The sequence below is a fragment of the Romboutsia hominis genome, assembly GCF_900002575.1.
In the GTDB taxonomy this organism is placed as follows: Bacteria; Bacillota; Clostridia; order Peptostreptococcales; family Peptostreptococcaceae; genus Romboutsia_C; species Romboutsia_C hominis.
The window spans coordinates 2148362-2168018 of record NZ_LN650648.1 but is presented as its reverse complement, the minus strand read 5'-3'; the positions used below and the strand labels follow the sequence as shown (position 1 = coordinate 2168018).

The window sequence follows — 19657 nt, the reverse complement described above, 5'->3', positions numbered from 1 at the left end:
ATAGACTATAGTTTTATAGTGCATAATATATAATAAAATTATAGAAAGAACATATAAAATATTATCTTTAAGGAGAATGATAATGACACAAGTAACACATTTTAAAATAGGAAAAATAGTCAATACACAAGGGTTAAAAGGTGAAGTTAGAGTTTATAGTTATACTGATGATATAAATAGATTTGATGATTTAGAAGAATTTTACATAGGAAAAGACAGAGAAAATCCTTTAGAAGTTGAAAGGGTAAGATATAAAGGAAATATGGTAATAATGAAAATAAAAGGTATCGATAGAATAGAAGATGCAGAAAAATTAAGGGATAAATTTATATATGTATCTAGAGAAAATTCTAGAGAACTTGATGAAGATGAATTCTTTGTAGCTGATATTATAGGAATAGATGTAGAAACTGTTGATGGGCAATATGTAGGAAAATTAGCAGAAGTTTTACAATATGCTGCTAATGATGTATATGTTGTAAAAGATGAAAATAACAAAGAATACTTAATCCCAGCTGTTATGCAATTTGTACCTACTATAGATATTAATGAGAAGAAAATGATAATAAATCCTATAAAAGGTATGTTAGACTAGGTGATAAAATGAGATTTCATATAATGACATTATTTCCTGATATATTTAACTCTTATATGAGTGAAAGTATAATGAAAAGGGCTATTGAAAAAGGAAAAATAGAAGTATTTATATATAATATTAGAGATTTTTCAAATAGTAAGCACAAAAAAGTAGATGATTACCCATTTGGAGGGGGAGCAGGTATGGTTATGACTCCTCAACCTATATATGATACATATAAGCATATTATAGATACTCATGGTATAAATAATCCTAGAGTAATATATTTAACACCTAAAGGTAAAGTGCATAGCCAGTCTATAGCACAAGAATTTTCTACAGAAGAAGATATAATATTACTTTGTGGACATTATGAAGGCATAGATCAAAGAATTATAGACTTAATAGTAACAGATGAAATATCTATTGGAGATTATGTATTAACAGGAGGAGAGTTACCAGCTCTTATATTGATAGATTCTATATCAAGGTTAATACCAGGAGTACTAAGCCAAAATGAATCTTTTGAAGAAGAATCTTTCAAAGATAATTTATTAGAGTACCCTCATTATACTAGACCTAGAGAATTTATGGGGTTAGAAGTGCCGGATGTTTTATTATCTGGAAACCACAAAAATGTTGATAATTGGAGACATGAACAGTCTATAAAAATAACTAAAGAAAGAAGACCAGACTTGTACAAAAAAGCTTGTAAATAAGTTTAAAGTATAGTATAATTTTAAATGTTGAAAAAAACGGGCATTCCTCTGTTACGTTGGTCAGTAATTAAGAATGTCTATGATATCAGGAGGAAAAAAATGAACGAAATATTAAGATCATTAGAGCAAGAGCAATTAAAGAAAGAAGTTCCTAACTTTGGACCTGGGGACACAGTAAGAGTACACGTTAGAATAGTTGAAGGTAAAAGAGAAAGAATACAAGTATTCGAAGGTGTAGTATTAAAGAGACAAGGTGGAGGAATAAAAGAAACTTTCACTGTTAGAAAAATATCTTTCAACGTTGGTGTAGAAAGAACTTTCCCAGTTCACACTCCAAGAATAGAAAAGATAGAAGTAACTAGAAAAGGTAAAGTAAGAAGAGCTAAGTTAAACTACTTAAGAGGTAGAGTAGGTAAAGCTGCTAAGATAAAAGAAGCTAGATAATTAAACTTTACTATAGATAAAAAGGACTGATTTACAGTCCTTTTTTTATATATAAAATCTTATTATACAAGGAACTATAGAAACATCTATAGATTTTTCACATGAAGTTTATGCTTATTATTAATCAAACATTAGGAAGTATGCAGAAATATAATATGCTAGTTTTTTCTCTATATATAAAGAGGTTTAAAAAATATACGTTATAGTTATAATAGAAGTAATGTAGCATCAAATATTAAACAAGCAAATAAAAAAATATTATGGTATAATAGATAAGTTGAAATAAAATGAGCGAATTAATATAAAAAGGAGTGATAATCATGGCAAGAGGAGATAAAATGAGAACCGATTATGATGAATATCTAAGAGATGATAATTTACATATAAACTGGTATCCAGGACACATGAAAAAGACTAAGGACTTAGTTAGAGATAATTTAAAATTAGTAGATGTTGTAGTAGAACTTTTAGATGCTAGAATACCATTTAGTAGTAAAAATCCAGATATAGACAAACTTGCAGGAAATAAACCAAGAGTTGTTATATTAAATAAAAGTGACTTAGCAGATAGAGCAAAGCTTGATAGATGGATAAAATACTATAAAGAAAAAGGTATAAAAGCTATACCAATAGATACTATTAAAGGTATGGGTCTTAATAAATTAATAGATGAGTGTAAAAATGTAACTAAAGATAAGATGGATGCATTAAAAGAAAAAGGTAGAAAAGAAAGACCTATAAGAATAATGATAGTTGGAGTACCAAACGTAGGTAAATCGTCTATAATAAATAAATTAACAGGTAGAAAAAGTACAGTAACAGGAGATAAGCCAGGTGTTACTAAAGGTAAACAGTGGGTAAGATTAAAAGGAAACCTAGAATTATTAGATACACCAGGTATACTTTGGCCTAAATTTGAAGATCAAGATGTAGCCCTTAATTTAGCGTTTTGTAGAGCAATAAAAGATGAAATACTAGATATTGATACACTTGCTTTAAGACTTATAGGAAAGCTTATGGAGATAGAGCCAGAAAAATTAAAAGCTAGATATAAGCTGGGGGAACTAGGTAATAGTGATATAGAAACTATGGATATGATAGGACGTAAAAGAGGATTTGTAACAGGAAGAAAAGAGTTAGATTATACTCGTATAGCAACTACTGTATTAAATGAGTTTAGAGATGGTAAAATAGGAAAAATAACTTTAGAGGTTCCAGAAGATATAAAAAATTAAGGTTCTGTTAGAAAATTTTGTAATTAACATACTTAACTAAAACAAGGTAGAGCAAAAGCTCTACCTTTATTTTATGTCTAATATATTTTTAGAAACTATTATAGACATAGCTGTTTCTATTTCTTTTTCTGTCAAATCTACTTTAGGCTCATCTACTGATCCATTTTACTTGATGTAATTTTAAAACTCATTAAAAATTTCTTTTTAATTTCCATAAAATTATTCTCTATAAATTTAAATTATACAAAATGAGCGAAGTGAATTTTTATTAGGATAATATTGAATTATCTATTTTAATACTTCTAATAATTTAAAGTTTTGAAGTGATGATAATACCACTCCTACTGTATGTACACCATCATTGAGCACATCTGGGTTTATATTTGAATAAGTTTTATTTTTTACTATTATCTTACATGTTTCTTAATTTTTATACAATCAAATCTTAGTTTTAATTTTAATGAATTTTTAGTTACTGTTACTACCATATTTGTTTCTCACTTTAAGTTTTACTTATAAGCTGTTATTTATACTTATATAGTACTAGGGACGTTGTACATGTAATTATAAGGTATGTTTTAAAATTTTGTAGTAGGAATAGTTATTAATAAGTCTAAATAAATCATAGAAATGTCCGTATTATTAACCATAATATGGAAATTATATTATGATATTTAGCACAAAACAAAATCAACAAATCTTAAATGATTTAATGAGGGCAAATTTTAATATGGAAGGTTTGAGGTGAATAAATTATTTGGAATGAGTATATTTAAAATCTAATGATTTATAATGCAGGGTTATTTAATGAAAAGAATGTATGAAAATAAGTGTGATAAGAGGAGGAAGGCAATTAATGGAAACTAAATTATGGCATAAGATAAAAGGTAAAAGTAAAAGCAAAAGTATAAAAACTCAACTAACTTTGATAATAGTAAGTTTTTCAGTTATAAGTTGTTTACTTTTAGGTACTGTTACAAGTTACTTAAATTATAAGAGTGCTAATAGTGTATTATCAAAAACCATAGTAGAAACTACTAAGCAAGCAGCACAAACTGCAACTCAAAAAATTACAAATATAAAAAATGCAACGATTCAAACAGGTATTATTAAGGAAATTTCAGACCCAAAAGTAAGTAAGGAAGAAAAAGAAAGTATTATAGATAGACAAGAAAAATTATATGGAATGAAAGTGGGTCAAATAATAGATACAAATGGAAAAGATATTTTTAGTGGAAACGATTACTCTGACAGAGATTACTTTAAAGCTTCTATAAATGGTAAAGCATATTTAGGTAGTCCAGTTCTTAGTAAGGTAACAGGAGAGAATATACTAGTAGTTTCAGCACCTATTTGGGAAAATGGAGTAGAAAATAGTAAAGTTGTGGGAGTTGTAACTTTTGATTTAGATAAAGATTATTTAAATGATATAGTTAGAGGCATAGATATAAGTGAAAATAGTTATGCTTATCTTGTAGACAATCAAGGAACTACAATTGCTCATAGAGATGCAAGTTTAGTTAATGCAAAAAATACTATAAAAGAAGCAGAAAGTAATGAAAGTCTAAAACCTTTTGCACAAGCAGATGAAAAGCTTATCTCAGGAGAAACAGGATTTTCTGATGCAAATTTAAATGGTGAAGATTGGATTTTAGGATATGCCCCAGTAAAAAATAGTAATGGATGGGGTATGGGTATAATGGTAAACAAAAGTGATTTCCTTGGTGAGATGTATAAATCAATCATATATACAGGAATATTGACTGTAGTAGTTACAGTTTTAGCTATATTTGTGGCTATAAGATTCTCTAAAAAAATAGGAAATCCATTAAAAGAATGTAGTGAAAGATTAAATAAGTTAGCTCAAGGAGATCTAAATTCAGAGGTCCCAGTTATAGATGAAGACAATGAGATCGGTCTAGTAGCAGATGCTACATATAAAATAGTTAAAGATTTTAGAAGTATGATAAATGCTTTAACATATATATTAACAGAAGTTAGTGATGGCAATTTAGATATTCATGCAGATAGCGAAGAATACAAAAGTCTATTTGTAAAAGACTTTGAGCCTATATTAATAGCTTTAAATAAAATAGTATATGATTTAAATAACACTTTAATACAAATAAATGAAGCTGGCGAACAAGTAGCAGTTAGTTCTTATCAATTATCAGAAGGAGCACAAGTACTTTCTCAAGGTACTACAGAACAAGCAAGCTCAATTGAAGAACTTTCAGCAACTATAAATGAAGTTTCATCACAAATAAAAGAAACAGCAGAACATGCATTAAGAGCAAAAGATATATCTCTAGAAGCAAGTAAGGCAACAGATAAAAGTAAAGAACAAATGAAAGAAATGATTACTGCAATGGATGATATAAATACTACATCAAATGAAATAGGAAATATAATTAAAAATATTGATGATATAGCATTCCAAACAAATATATTAGCACTTAATGCAGCCGTAGAAGCAGCACGTGCTGGAGAAGCTGGTAAAGGATTTGCTGTAGTTGCAGATGAAGTTAGAAATCTTGCTGCTAAATCTGCACAAAGTGCAAAAGATACAGCAGAATTAATTGAAAAATCACTTAAAGCTATAGAAAAGGGGACTATAATAGTTTCAGATACTGCTAAATCTCTTGAAGCAGTAGTTGAAGGCGCTAAAAATTCAGCAAATGTTATACAGTATATAGCAGATGTAAGTAATGAACAAGCTAATCATATAAGTCAAGTAAATGTTGGTGTTGAACAAATATCTGTAGTTGTACAAACTAACTCAGCAACTGCTGAAGAAAGTGCTGCTGCAAGTGAGGAATTATCTGCACAAGCTCAAATGTTAAAGGAACTTATAGGTAAGTTTAATTTAAAAGATGAAGAAAATAAGTACTTTGACGGAAAAATATCATTTAGTGATGAACAATTTTAATCAACCAATAATAGGATATTAATATTTTATACAATATAAAATATAAGCGTAAAATATTTACGTATATAAAAAGTTGCTCCCTTAAATTTAAAGGAGCAACTTTTTATTTTAATTAGGCTATATTAAAGAATTTTGTGATAATTTAGCATAAAAATAACTATAAATAGCAGTATTTATAATTAATAGTTTATCTTAGTAATATATTTAAAATTCTTAATGTATTAACTAAGATATTTGATGAAGAACCTAATTGTTTTTAGACCAATCACTATTATTTATTTTTTGCGTTTTCTTGATAGTATCTATTTCTTTTATGAAAAATTCCATTAAGGTTATATATTTATTTTTACAGTTTTTGTTCACATGTATATATTGACATTTCGGGATTTGTATCCTTTAAAAAAACTACTTTCTATGAAATATAGTTGGTGTTTGTATTACAACATGTTTTGAGCTTAAGTGATTTAATTAAAGTTAAAAAATTATATAATAAAATAGTTGCAATAACAACTAAAATGAGATATACTAATATAGTTGTCTATGCAACTACTCTAAAATATGTGTTATATTTAGGTGGTGATTTTTTGGGTAAAAAACGAGAACATATAGGTAGATATATATCTCAAATATATAGAAAAGGTAATTCATTTATATCAAAGGGATTAAATGAATTAGGAATAGGTTCTGGGCAAGTTATGTTTTTATTAGAACTTTATAGACAGGATGGTAGAAATCAGGAAGAACTATCAGATGTGTTAAATATAGATAAAGGAACAACTGCAAGAGCGATAAAGAAGCTAGAAGAACAAGGATTTTTAATAAGAGAAAAGAACATAGATGATAAAAGAGCATATAAGGTATATTTAACAGATAAAAGCAAAGACTTAAAAAATGATATTTATACAATAATGTCTAGTTGGGAAGAAGTTATAACGTCTAATTTAGACAAAGAAGAATCAGAAAATATGATTATATTATTGAAAAAAATATGTAGTGCAATATAAAGGAGGGAAAATTATGAAAAATGAACAAATACTAGGAACAGAGTCCATTGGTAAATTATTACTAAAATATTCAGTTCCAGCTATTATAGGTATGATGGTAAATGCACTTTATAATGTAGTAGATAGAATATTTATAGGTAATATACCAGGTGTTGGACCATTAGCTATAACTGGTGTTGGAGTATGTCTTCCTATAATGACTATAATGTTAGCTTTTGCAATGTTGGTAGGTATAGGAGCTACTACTAATATATCTATAAAATTAGGTCAAGGAAAAAAAGAAGATGCAGAAAAGATTATAGGAAATAGCATAACTTTATCAATAATAATAGGGTTATTAATAAGTGTATTTGGTATAGTATTTGGAGATCAAATACTTAGAATATTTGGTGCAAGTAGTAGTACAATTGGTTATGCGAAATCATATATATATATAATTTTAGGTGGTACTATATTTAATGTACTAGCGTATACATTAAACAATACCATCAGAGGTGATGGAAATCCAAAACTTGCAGCATTAATAATGATAGTAGGATGTATGACAAATATAGTTTTAGACGCAGTATTAATATTTGGATTTAAATTAGGTATACAAGGAGCAGCTATTGCGACAGTAACATCTCAAATAGTAACTGCTTTATGGGGTCTTATGTATTATGCAAGAGGTAAATCTAATCTAAAGTTTCATAAGTCTAGTTTAAAGCTAGATAAACATTTAGTTGAAATAATATTTGCTATAGGGTCAGCACCTTTTGCCATGCAGCTTGCTACAAGTCTAGTTCAAGTTATATCAAATAATGCTTTAAAAATTTATGGGGGAGATTTAGCTATAGGTGCTATGGCTACAATATCGTCTATATCAATGATATTCTTAATGCCAATATTTGGTCTTAACCAAGGTGCCCAACCTATAATAGGATTTAATTTTGGTGCAAGAAAATATAAAAGAGCAAATAAAGCTTTCAAGATATCTGCATTAATATCTATAGTTATATTAACTGCAGGATGGATATTAATACAAACTATACCAGATGTTATAGTAGGAATGTTTAATAAAGATCCTAAGCTTATGGAAGTATCAATTAATGGAGCTAAAATATATCTATTAATGATACCTATAATAGGAATATCTATAACAGGATCAAACTATATACAATCTATAGGTAAGGCTAAAATAGCAATGTTCTTAAGTTTACTTAGACAATTTATATTACTTATGCCTATGATTATGATTCTTCCAAAATTCTTTGGATTAGATGGGGTTTGGTATGCTCAACCAGTAGCAGATTTTCTAGCAACTGCAATAACAGCATTTGTTTTATATAGAGAATTAAAAGCAGAAAAAGAAGATGAAAAAGTACACAAACAAGAAGCTGTAATTTAATGAAAAAGCATAGATAATTATCTATGCTTTTTTTACATTCTTTTAGATATTTTTATACAAAATAATAAAAAAATTTAGAAATATAAAATAACGCTCAAACTATTGAAAATAGTAAGAAAACGTTATTAAAATATAATTGTAAAAAATAGAATAGTTAGAAAAATAACAAAAATGAATTGACAGTATTAAACCATATATTGTAAAATTTAAATAAGATTAAAAAATATACTGAAAATATTGAAAAAGGTAATAAAAAATATGAAATAGGGAAAGATATTTGTAGAAAAATGATACAATATAAAGCGAAAATGAAAATATACAGAATATTTAAAAAAGTTAGTATATTTTTAATATTGTTGACGTTTTGAAAATAAAGATGTTATACTTAATTCGAAATATTAAATAATTTATTAATATAAAAATAATTTAATATTTAAACTTATCTATGTAAATTCGAAGGAATTTAAGGGGGCGTTAATATGAACAAAACAACTAAAGATGTAGTAGTTGTAGGATTTGCACTATTTGCCATGTTCTTTGGAGCAGGGAACCTAATATTTCCTCCATATTTAGGAGTAATATCAGGATCTAGTTGGCTAATAGGATTTGTAGCATTTATACTAGCCGATGTAGGACTTGCATTACTTGCAGTAACAGCATCAGCAAAGTGTAATGGAGAAGTAAGTAAAATTCTGGGAAGATCAGGAAAAACATTAGCAATAATTTTAGGTTCAGCTATAATGATATGTCTTGGACCATTATTAGCAATACCAAGAACAGCAGCAACAACTTTCGAAATGGGAGTTCACCCTTTATTTAATGGATTTAATCCGGTATTATTCTCAGTAATATTCTTTGCTATTACATTTGTACTAACTATAAAGCCATCAAAAGTTGTAGACATAATAGGCCAGTTTTTAACACCAGCATTATTAGTAGCTTTAGGTGTTTTAATAGTTAAAGGGATAATATCTCCATTAGGCGAAATAAATCCAAGTCCTATGATTGATGGAGTATTTGCCGAAGGAGTTAAGCAAGGATATCAAACAATGGATGCGTTAGGTGCAGTAGCACTTTCAACTGTTGTAATAAGATCTCTTGTAAATAAAGGATATACAGAAGAAAATCAAAAAGTTAAGTTAACATTAAAAGCAGGAATGGTTGCAGCTTTAGGTCTATGTTTAGTATATGGAGGACTAACATATCTTGGAGCTACAGTTTCTAAAATATATGGAGTAGATGTATCTCAAACATCTTTAATAGTAGAGATGACTGCATCTTTACTTGGACAACCAGGAAAAATAATACTAGCACTTATAGTAGGTTTAGCATGTTTAACGACAGCTATAGGTCTTACATCAGCTACTGCTCAATACTTTGAAAAAATAACTAATGGAAGATTAAAGTATGAAGTTATAGTTACAGTAGTTTGTATATTTAGTGCAATAGTTTCAAATTTTGGAGTAAGTACAATAATACAATTCTCAGCTCCAATATTAGATATGATATACCCAGCGACAGTTGTATTAGTTATAATGACAATATTCGGTAAAAGAATTAAAAATGATAATGCATTCAAAGGTGCCACATATGCTGCATTACTTATAAGTGTATTAACTGTTGCTAATTCAATGGGAATATCAATACCACTTGTAACAAAATTACCTTTTGCACCACTAGGATTTAACTGGATAGTTCCAGTATTAATAGGATCATTAGTAGGTAACTTTATACCAACATCTAAAGATTTATCAAGTGCTGATATTAATAGAGTTGGATAAAATAAAAAATCGTTGGTTTAATTACCAACGATTTTTTATTTTATAAATTTATAAGGTATAAATATATAAACAATGAACTATATTATAGTTTATCAAATATATGTTAATATATTAATAGAAGGAAATAAAAATATATATTTATATATAAATAGACAATATAAAGTAATCCAAGGAGAAATTTATGAAAGATAAAAGTGTAAAAGAAATTAAAGAAATAATAGAAAATATAAGTACTGATGAATATTTGAAATATATAGAAATTTTGAAAATAGATGAGAGAAAATCAGTTCAAAGTTTAGCTGTAAAAATGGCTAAAAAATTAGATGCTATAAGAAGAGAAGAAGAGAGATTAGAAAAGATAAACGAATTTGAAAATGAAGGTTATGAAAAAGGATATATATATATAGGTGGTATAGATGAAGCAGGACGTGGTCCATTAGCAGGGCCTGTGGTAGCTAGTGTTGTAGTATTTAAACAAGGAACTAAGATAGAAGGAATAAATGATTCTAAGAAGCTAAGTGAAGCTAAAAGAGAAGAACTATTTGATATAATAAAGGAAGAAGCCCTAGATTATGGTATAGGAATAGTAAATAATGAAGAAATAGATAAATTCAATATATTAAATGCAACTTATATGGCTATGAAAAAAGCCTTAAACTGCTTGAAGAAAAGTCCAGACTATCTATTAATAGATGCAGCTACTATACCAGGAGTAGATATTGTTCAAAATCCTATAATAAAAGGGGATTCAAAATCTATATCAATAGCTGCAGCAAGTATATTAGCAAAGGTTACAAGGGACAATTTAATGTATCAGTATGATGAGATGTATCCTGAATATGGATTTAAAGGCCATAAGGGATATGGAACTAAAGAACATTACGAAGCTATAGAAAAGCATGGTATAACTCCTATACATAGAAAGAGTTTCTTAAAAAATGTGCTATAATTAATACAAATATAAAAATACCATAAATTATAAAGCAAAACTATACAATTTAAGATGGGGGAAGTTAAGATGAATTTTAAAGAACTAGAAAAAAATGCTAGAGAAAAGTTTAATGGAAGCTGTAGGGTTTGTAAAGTTTGTAATGGTGTAGCCTGTGCAGGAGAAGTGCCTGGTATGGGAGGTAAAGGAAGTGGATCAGCTTTCACTGAGAACTATAAGAGTTTAGAAAAAGTTAAGATAAATATGAGGGTAGTACATAATGTATGTAATCCTGATACTAGTATAGAGTTATTTGGTCAAAAAATGGATGCTCCAATATTTGCTGCACCAATTACAGGAACAACTTTAAATATGGGTGGACAAATATCAGAAAGAGAATATATAGAACCTGTAGTTAAAGGATGTATTGATTCAGGGGTATATGCTATGGTAGGAGATACTGCTATAGATGAATTTTTAATAGAAAACTTAAAAGTACTTAAAGAAAATAATGGTAAAGGTATAGTGTTTATAAAGCCTTGGGAAAATCATGACATAATAAATAAAATAAAACTTGCAGAAGAAGCAGGGGCAATAGCAGTAGGTGTAGATGTTGATGCATGTGGCCTTGTAACACTTTCAATGCATGGTAAAAAGGTTGTACCTAAAGATGTAAATGCTATAAAAGAACTTAAAAAGTCTACAAATTTACCATTTATACTAAAAGGTATAATGACAGTTGAAGATGCTTTAATGGCAGTAGAGGCTGGAGTTGATGCAATAGTTGTATCTAATCATGGTGGTAGAGTTTTAGACTGCACTCCTGGGGCGGTAGATGTGCTTCCTAATATATCTAAGGCAGTAAAAGGTAAGATAACTATACTTGTAGATGGTGGAATTAGAAGTGGTGTAGATGTTCTTAAGATGATAGGACTAGGAGCTGATGCAGTGCTTATCGGAAGACCATTTGTAACAGCATCTTTTGGAGGTCAGACAGAAGGGGTTAAATCTTATGTAGAAAAACTTAAAAATGAATTAAGTTCAACAATGATATTAACAGGATGTCAAAATATAGATGATATAGATGAAAAGGTTATATATAAATAGATATAAAAATAAAAGTCTTTCCTAATAATTAGGAGAGACTTTTACTTTTGCTCAAAAATATTTTGCGGAACTTTAATTATATCTGAAGTTTTTATTTGAGATACTGTATTTTCATAAGAAAGTTTTAGTCTTTCCATAGGTAAATTGTTAATTTCAAGTAGTTGTTCTTTAGAGTATATTGGAATTATTTCATATACATCCTTGTTAAAGCCTTTATATTTATTAACCCAAGTTGGAATACAATTTACTGATGATATTAAGGTTTGATTTTTTGTATGATCTTTAGTAAGTTCGATAGATACTATAAGGCCATCTTCTGTGTAAGGTGTGTTTAAAAGTTCTTGTCTTTGATTTGATATGAAGTTTCCTAAAGAATATATAACTAAGGTATTGGTATAATTATCCTTAGAACGTATTATTTCTACAGGTTGTACAACATGAGGATGAGAACCTACTATTATATCTACTCCATAATCACATAGCTTCTGAGCTAACTCTTTTTGAAATTTACTGGGAGTCCTTTGATATTCATTACCCCAATGTAAAACAGCTATTTGTGTATCTGTATTTCTTATTTTATCTAGTTCTTTTTTTATAGTATTAAAAGCCTTGTTAACATCATGCATATCAAATATGTTCATATTATCTTTAGATCCATCTGATATTTTTATTCCATTTAAATATTTGTTATTATTTATTATTTCACCATAGCTAAATGCAATTATACCTAAAGATATATCATTTATTTCTTTTATAATGTGCCTATTTTCATTTTTATTAGAGGTGCCTATAGTTTCTATTTCTTTTTCTTTACAAATATCCAATGTTCTTTTAACACCTAAATCACCTTTGTCAAAAGAGTGATTATTAATGGTAGATAAAATATCAATACCTGCATATTTTAAACTATCTATAATATTATCAGGCGTATTAAAAGTAGGATAAGAAGAATAAGGTACTGAGGTACCAGCTAAAGTAGTTTCTAGGTTAGCTATTGATAAGTCGTCATTTTCTAAGATGTGTTTTACATGCTGAAAGTTATTGTCAAAATTGTATGTATTAGATGAATTATCGTACTGAGCTTTAAGTTGAGGCATATGGGTCATAATATCTCCTGCAGTGCTTAAGGTGAGAGTCGAAGTTTCTTTAGCTGAAGATAGAGCTTGTACAACTTTAGGATTACTTGATGTAGTATTATTATTTTTTTGATTATTACCATATGTAAATATTAAAAATGAAAAAGTTAGTATAAAAAGGAAAGAAGATAAAAAGATAATTCTATTTTTTAATAATCTTTTCTTTTTCTTTTTATAAATAAGTCTTTTAGACCTAGACATTAAAATCCCCCCCTCTACAAGTAATATTAGTAGCAACTTATAAAAAATTCAATCAAAAAAAGTAAAAAGTAGTATACATAAATATATAGGAGGATATAATTACAAAAAAGTTTTTGAATTAGGAGAAGCTATGAATAATAAAGAAAAAGGTAATTTAGGAGAAAAAATAGCTTGTGAATTTTTAATACAAAAAGGATTTAAGGTATTAGATACTAATTATAGAATAAAAAGTGGAGAAATAGATATAATAGCAAAATTTGAAGATGAATTAGTATTTGTAGAAGTTAAATCAAGAATGGATTTAAGATTTGGATATGGAAGAGATGCAATAAATAATAAAAAAATAAAAAAGATAACAAATACAGCAAAACATTATATATTTGCAAAAAAAATTTATGATAGTAAAATTCGATTTGATGTTATAGAAGTATATTTTATGGATAAAAAGATTAACCATATAGAAAATGCTTTTTAGAGGAGTTAAAATGCTAAGTATTATAAATTCAAGTAATTTAATAGGAATAGAATCTTTTATTGTTAAGGTGGAAGTTGATATACAAAATGGTATACCCTGTTTTAATATTGTAGGTCTTGCAGGAGTAGAAATAAAAGAATCAAGAGATAGGGTTAAATCAGCAATAATAAATAGTGGATATAAGTTTTTAAATTCTAGAATAGTAATAAATTTATCTCCTGCAGATATGAAAAAAGAAGGAGCTTATTTTGATTTGCCAATAGCCATTGGTATACTTAAAAATCTTATAAAAAAAGATGATGAGTATTTAAATAGTAGTTTGTTTATAGGTGAATTATCTTTAGATGGAAATATAAGAAAAGTTAAAGGAATACTTCCTATGGTAATAGGGGCTAAAGAAAACAAGATAAAAAGAGTATTTATACCTAAAGATAATGTATTAGAAAGTTCTTTTATTGATGGTATAGATATAATACCTGTTAGCAGCTTAAAAGAATGTATAGACTATTTAAATGGTGATATAGATATAGATAAAGATGAAATTATAAAAACTAAAAAACAAGATAGAAAAGAAAATATAGGTTATGATGAAGACTTTAAAGATGTTTATGGTAATTATTTTGTAAAAAGAGCAGCAGAAATATCAGCAGCAGGAAATCATAACATGTTAATGATTGGTCCTCCAGGTTCGGGAAAAACTATGATAGCAAAAAGAATAAGAACGATTCTTCCGAAAATTCAAAAAGATGAAATGTTAGAAGTTACTAAAATTTATAGTGCATGTGGAATGACTTCTGATAATGAAGGTATTATTACAAAAAGACCTTTTAGATCACCACACCACACTTCAACTAAGCAAGCATTAATAGGAGGGGGTCAAAAAGCGACTCCAGGTGAAATTGTTTTATCTCATAGAGGTGTATTATTTCTAGATGAAATAGCTGAATTTGATAGAAAAATACTTGAAACATTAAGACAACCTATAGAAGATAAAGTTATTAATATATCTAGAGTGAAGCAAAATATAACCTATCCTTGTAATGTGCTTTTAGTAGGTGCTATGAACCCTTGTCCTTGTGGATATTTTATGTCCGATAAGGAGTGTAGATGTAAAAAAATTGACATAGATAGATATATAAATAAATTGTCAGGACCACTATTAGATAGATTTGATATATTTGTGGAAGTTAACTCAATACCATATGACGAGTTAATTAAGAGTGATAATTCACAAAATTCTGATGTTATAAGAGATAGAGTGGAGAAAGCAAGAATTATTCAAAATAAAAGATTTGAAAATGATTTAATTAAAACTAATGATGAGATAAAATCATCAAAGTTACTAGATTATTGTAAGCTAGAAAGTGATGGTTTAAGTACATTAAATCTAATATTAGGAAAATATAAATTAAGTAACAGAAGTTACACTAAACTATTAAAAGTATCGAGAACTATAGCAGACTTAGAAGAAAGTGAAAATATAAATTCAAGTCATATAATGGAAGCTTTTTCATTTAGAAAAGCTTATTACACATATTTTAAATAGGAGACTCATATGGATAAAAAAGATGCTTATTTATGGCTAAAATCAATAGATAAGATAAGTAATAACATAATAGATAAAATGCTAAAAAATGGATTAAAAGTAGAAGATATAATTCATTTAAGTGATAAAGAAATAAATGAAATGGAAAATATAAATTTAAATATTAAGAAAAATATAGTAAAATATAAAAGTCTTGCTTATTTAGATAATATAAAAGAAAAATTAAGAGAGAGAAATATAAAATATGTAAGTATAGAAGATAATCATTACCCAAGTAAGCTAAAAAATATATATAATGCACCAAAGTTATTATATTATAAAGGAAATATAAACCTTTTAAATGAAGGGCTATCAATTGCTATGGTTGGATCAAGAAAAGCAACTGCATATGGTAAACACTGTGCAACAACAATTAGTAGTAAATTATCAGAAATGAATATAAATGTGGTTAGCGGATTAGCTACTGGTATAGACTCATACTCGCATATGGGCTGTATAAAAGGTGGTGGAAAAACGGTTGCTGTAATAGGTTCATCTGTGGATAATATTTTACCAAGAAAAAATTTATATTTGAGTAAAGAAATACTAGAAAATGATGGACTTATAATATCTGAATATGGTATAGATTCTAAAGTCTATCCAAGTAATTATGTACAGCGAAATAGAATTATAAGTGGAATAAGTGATGGAGTTATAGTGGTTGAAGCTGCCATAAAAAGTGGAGCACTAATAACTGCAGATTTTGCATTAGAACAAGGAAGGGAAGTATTTTCTATACCAGGAAGTATACATTCTGCCATGAGTGAAGGATGCCATAAAATAATTAAAGAAGGTGCAAAGTTGGTATGCAGTATAGAAGATATTTTAGAAGAATATAAAATTATTAATAATAAAAATCAAGAAAATTTAAAAAAGTATGATAATATTAATTTAGATAAGAAATCTCGTATTATAATAGATACTATAAAAAATAAAGGAACCTTGCATATAGATGAAATTTGTGATAATACTAGAATGGATATAAAATATGTAAACATAATTTTAAATGAATTAGTATTAAGAGATATTTTAGTACAGATTAATAATAATAGATATATTTTAAATTCATAAATAACATAAAAAGTGGGGGTGTGTGGTTATGGCCAAAACATTAGTCATCGTTGAGTCGCCTGCTAAAGCTAAAACGATAGAGAAATTTTTAGGGAAGAGCCATTATACAGTAAAAGCTTCGGTCGGTCATGTAAGAGATTTACCTAAAAGTAAATTAGGTGTAGATATAGAAAATGACTTTGATCCTCAATATATAAATATAAGAGGAAAAGGCGACGTAATAAAGGAACTTAAAAAGGAAGCTAAAAAATCTAAGAAAGTATATTTAGCAACCGACCCTGATAGAGAGGGTGAAGCTATATCTTGGCATTTAGCTCATATATTAAATCTAGATGAAAATGAACAGTGTAGAATAGAATTTAATGAGATAACTAAAGATGCAATAAAAAAAGCTATAAAGAGTCCTAGAAATATTGACTTAAGTCTAGTAGATGCACAACAAGCTAGAAGGGTTTTAGATAGGCTTTTGGGTTATCAAATAAGCCCAATACTTTGGCAAAAAATAAGAAAAGGTCTTAGTGCAGGTAGAGTTCAATCAGTAACGACAAAATTAATATGCGACAGAGAAAAAGAAATAAATGCATTTATACCAAAAGAATATTGGACATTAGAGCTAAATGCAAAAACAGAAAAAAATGAAGATATTAATTTAAAATTTCATTCAAAGAAAAATGAGAAGATAGAAATTGAAAATGAAGAGATGATAAATAACATCTTAGATGATATAAAAGGTAAGAAATTGAATGTAGTATCAATAGAATCTAAGAGTAGAAGAAAATCAGCGCCAAAGCCATTTACTACTAGTATGCTTCAACAAGAAGCTGCAAATAAACTATCTTTTACAACTAAAAAAACTATGAGTATAGCACAAGAGTTGTATGAAGGTATAGATATAGAAAAAGAAACTGTCGGTCTTATATCATATATAAGAACAGATTCTAAGAGAATATCAGAAGAAGCTAAAGAAAAGGCTAAGGATTATATCCTAGGTGAAATAGGAGAAAACTACTATAAAAATGTAGAAGACAAGAAAGATAAAAAAGAAAGTAAAAAAGTTCAGGATGCACATGAAGCTATAAGACCTACATATGTAGAAAAGACTCCAAATAGTATAAAAGAATATCTTACTAAAGATCAATTTAAGTTATATAACTTAATATGGAGAAGATTTGTTGCAAGTCAAATGGAAGACTCTGTATTTGATATATTAAATGTAGAGTGTAAGATAGATGATTATATATTTAAAGCTACAGGATCAAAATTAAAATTTGATGGATATACAAAAATATATAATTTTACTGACAGAGAAGATAAAATATTACCAACTATAAATGAAGGTGACATATTAGATATAGAAGATATAATACCAACTCAACACTTTACTCAGCCACCTGCTAGATTTACAGAGGCAAGTTTAGTAAAGACTTTAGAAGAGTTAGGTATAGGTAGACCAAGTACATATGCGCCTACTATAGCAACTATACTAAATAGAGAATATGTTGAAAAACAAGGTACAAGTTTACATCCTACAGAATTAGGGATAATAGTCACAGATATACTAGAAAAAAACTTCCAAAAGTTTATAGATGCTGATTTTACTGCTCAAATGGAGAGTAAGCTAGATGAAATAGAAGAAGGTCATATGAAGTGGAAAGATGTAGTTAGAGAATCATATGAACCACTAAAAGAAGCTATAGAAATAGCTAAAGAAAGTATAGAAAAAATAAACATGGATGAGGAAACAGATGAAGTATGTGAAAACTGTGGAGAAAAGATGTTTATAAAATACGGTAGATTTGGAAAGTTTATAGCATGTAAAAACTATCCGGAATGTAAAACGACAAAACCACTAGTTAATAAAATAGGCGTAAAATGTCCTAAGTGTCATGAAGGAGATATCATTCTTAGAAAATCTAAAAGAGGGAAAGCATTTTATGGTTGTTCTAGGTATCCAGAGTGTGACTTTGTAGCATGGAATAAACCAACAGGAGAATTATGTTCAGAATGTGGGTCATATATGGTAGAAAAGGTCACAAAGGGTGAAACTAAAGTTGTATGTTCTAATAAAGATTGTAAGAATTTAAATAATAAAGAAAACGATAATATAAAACCAGTGAATGAAAATAGCGAAAATTAGAAAAATAAGGCCTATTATATTGAAAAAGGTTTGATTTTGTGATAATATTCTATTGCATAATGCGTATTAAGAATAAAAATTTAGATAGATGAATAGGGAAAAGCTGAAAAGGCTGATTTTCATGAGGAGATGAATTATAATGGCGAGTGAAGTATTACAAAAAACTAGAAGGATAAATAAAACGTTACAAACAAGTGGTGGCAGTAATGTTTCTTTTGACTTATTAGCTGGAGCATTAGGTGAGGTGTTAAGTGCAAATATATACATACTAAGCTCTAAAGGTAAAGTATTAGGCTTATTCCTAAATGATGAAAAAGATAGTTCGGTAGTAGAAGAAGAGGGGACAAGACAAAAAAAATTCCCAGAAGAGTATACTAAAAATATGCTAAAAGTATCTGATACATTAGAGAACTTAACAGGAGAAAAATTATTAGAGTTCTTCCCTCTAGAAGCAGAAAGAGCACAAAAATATAATACAATAGTTCCTATATTAGGAAGTGGACAAAGATTAGGTACACTACTTATATCGAGGTATGATAAAGAGTTTAATGATGATGATCTAGTTATAGCAGAGTATAGTGCAACAGTTGTAGGTCTTGAAATATTAAGAGCTATAGGTGAAGAATTAGAAGTTGAAATGAGAAAGAAAGCGGTAGTACAAATGGCTATAGGCACTTTATCTTATTCAGAACTTGAAGCTGTAGAGCATATATTTGAAGAATTAGATGGCAAAGAAGGTTTATTAGTAGCTAGTAAAATAGCTGATAGAGTTGGTATAACAAGATCAGTTATAGTAAATGCACTTAGAAAATTTGAAAGTGCTGGAGTAATAGAATCTAGATCGTTAGGTATGAAGGGGACACATATAAAAATACTTAATGACAAGCTTATAGAAGAATTAAAGAAATTAAAATCAAATTACTAATAATAAAAGGTATCTA

17 protein-coding genes and 1 pseudogene are annotated in these 19657 nt (G+C 28.0%); 15 read left to right on the top strand and 3 right to left on the bottom strand.

Annotated features, from left to right (window positions below; translation table 11 throughout):
* Window positions 1–82 precede the first annotated feature (82 nt).
* The 4 genes from rimM (at window position 83) to ylqF (ending at window position 2975) form a co-directional block, all read left to right on the top strand.
* Window positions 83–595, top strand: coding sequence for a ribosome maturation factor RimM (gene rimM / locus FRIFI_RS10585; protein ID WP_330405518.1), 513 nt, complete (start codon window positions 83–85; stop codon window positions 593–595).
* An 8-nt stretch (window positions 596–603) separates the two neighbouring features.
* Window positions 604–1296 carry a tRNA (guanosine(37)-N1)-methyltransferase TrmD gene (gene trmD, locus FRIFI_RS10580; RefSeq protein ID WP_092924531.1) on the top strand — a complete coding sequence of 231 codons (693 nt, stop codon included), beginning with the start codon at window positions 604–606 and terminating at the stop codon, window positions 1294–1296.
* Window positions 1297–1395: 99 nt separating this feature from the next.
* Window positions 1396–1740, top strand: coding sequence for a 50S ribosomal protein L19 (gene rplS, locus FRIFI_RS10575; protein WP_092924533.1), 345 nt, complete (start codon window positions 1396–1398; stop codon window positions 1738–1740).
* A 338-nt stretch (window positions 1741–2078) separates the two neighbouring features.
* The gene (ylqF, locus tag FRIFI_RS10570) at window positions 2079–2975 is read left to right on the top strand and encodes a ribosome biogenesis GTPase YlqF (RefSeq protein WP_166506281.1); all 897 of its coding nucleotides are present in this window, start codon (window positions 2079–2081) and stop codon (window positions 2973–2975) included.
* 66 nt (window positions 2976–3041) lie between these two features.
* Here ylqF and FRIFI_RS15560 read toward each other — a convergent pair.
* Window positions 3042–3122, bottom strand: a pseudogene (locus FRIFI_RS15560) (hypothetical protein); the annotation flags it as partial.
* A gap of 141 nt (window positions 3123–3263) precedes the next feature.
* A complete protein-coding gene (locus FRIFI_RS15570) occupies window positions 3264–3383 on the bottom strand; it encodes a DUF1659 domain-containing protein (protein ID WP_465231456.1) in 120 nt (39 codons plus the stop codon).
* Between the two features lie 448 nt (window positions 3384–3831).
* Between FRIFI_RS15570 and FRIFI_RS10555 the strand changes: the two genes are divergently transcribed.
* From FRIFI_RS10555 to FRIFI_RS10530, 6 genes are all read left to right on the top strand, one after another.
* Complete coding sequence (locus tag FRIFI_RS10555; protein ID WP_166505826.1) at window positions 3832–5904, top strand: methyl-accepting chemotaxis protein; 2073 nt, start codon at window positions 3832–3834, stop codon at window positions 5902–5904.
* A 428-nt stretch (window positions 5905–6332) separates the two neighbouring features.
* Window positions 6333–6908, top strand: coding sequence for a MarR family winged helix-turn-helix transcriptional regulator (locus FRIFI_RS10550; protein WP_242977252.1), 576 nt, complete (start codon window positions 6333–6335; stop codon window positions 6906–6908).
* Window positions 6909–6921: 13 nt separating this feature from the next.
* Window positions 6922–8295 (top strand): MATE family efflux transporter, encoded by a 1374-nt coding sequence (locus FRIFI_RS10545; protein ID WP_092924537.1) that lies wholly within the window; start codon window positions 6922–6924, stop codon window positions 8293–8295.
* 479 nt (window positions 8296–8774) lie between these two features.
* Complete coding sequence (gene brnQ / locus FRIFI_RS10540; RefSeq protein WP_166505825.1) at window positions 8775–10076, top strand: branched-chain amino acid transport system II carrier protein; 1302 nt, start codon at window positions 8775–8777, stop codon at window positions 10074–10076.
* 181 nt (window positions 10077–10257) lie between these two features.
* A complete protein-coding gene (locus FRIFI_RS10535) occupies window positions 10258–11025 on the top strand; it encodes a ribonuclease HII (protein WP_092924541.1) in 768 nt (255 codons plus the stop codon).
* Between the two features lie 69 nt (window positions 11026–11094).
* Window positions 11095–12111, top strand: coding sequence for an alpha-hydroxy-acid oxidizing protein (locus FRIFI_RS10530; protein ID WP_092924543.1), 1017 nt, complete (start codon window positions 11095–11097; stop codon window positions 12109–12111).
* A gap of 41 nt (window positions 12112–12152) precedes the next feature.
* On the opposite strand, the gene FRIFI_RS10525 is transcribed toward FRIFI_RS10530, so the two are convergent.
* Window positions 12153–13448: a CapA family protein gene (locus FRIFI_RS10525; RefSeq protein ID WP_166505824.1), complete on the bottom strand. Its 1296-nt coding sequence runs from the start codon at window positions 13446–13448 to the stop codon at window positions 12153–12155.
* A gap of 130 nt (window positions 13449–13578) precedes the next feature.
* Between FRIFI_RS10525 and FRIFI_RS10520 the strand changes: the two genes are divergently transcribed.
* The 5 genes from FRIFI_RS10520 to codY all read left to right on the top strand — a co-directional run bounded on the left by FRIFI_RS10520 (window position 13579) and on the right by codY (window position 19641).
* Window positions 13579–13923 (top strand): YraN family protein, encoded by a 345-nt coding sequence (locus tag FRIFI_RS10520; RefSeq protein ID WP_166505823.1) that lies wholly within the window; start codon window positions 13579–13581, stop codon window positions 13921–13923.
* A gap of 10 nt (window positions 13924–13933) precedes the next feature.
* A complete protein-coding gene (locus FRIFI_RS10515) occupies window positions 13934–15469 on the top strand; it encodes a YifB family Mg chelatase-like AAA ATPase (protein ID WP_166505822.1) in 1536 nt (511 codons plus the stop codon).
* A gap of 9 nt (window positions 15470–15478) precedes the next feature.
* Window positions 15479–16579, top strand: a complete 1101-nt coding sequence (gene dprA, locus FRIFI_RS10510) for a DNA-processing protein DprA (protein ID WP_166505821.1) — start codon at window positions 15479–15481, stop codon at window positions 16577–16579.
* A 28-nt stretch (window positions 16580–16607) separates the two neighbouring features.
* Entirely contained in the window at window positions 16608–18716 is a 2109-nt protein-coding gene (gene topA, locus FRIFI_RS10505; RefSeq protein ID WP_092924553.1) for a type I DNA topoisomerase, read from the top strand.
* A gap of 139 nt (window positions 18717–18855) precedes the next feature.
* Window positions 18856–19641, top strand: a complete 786-nt coding sequence (gene codY, locus FRIFI_RS10500) for a GTP-sensing pleiotropic transcriptional regulator CodY (protein ID WP_092924586.1) — start codon at window positions 18856–18858, stop codon at window positions 19639–19641.
* Window positions 19642–19657: the final 16 nt, after the last annotated feature.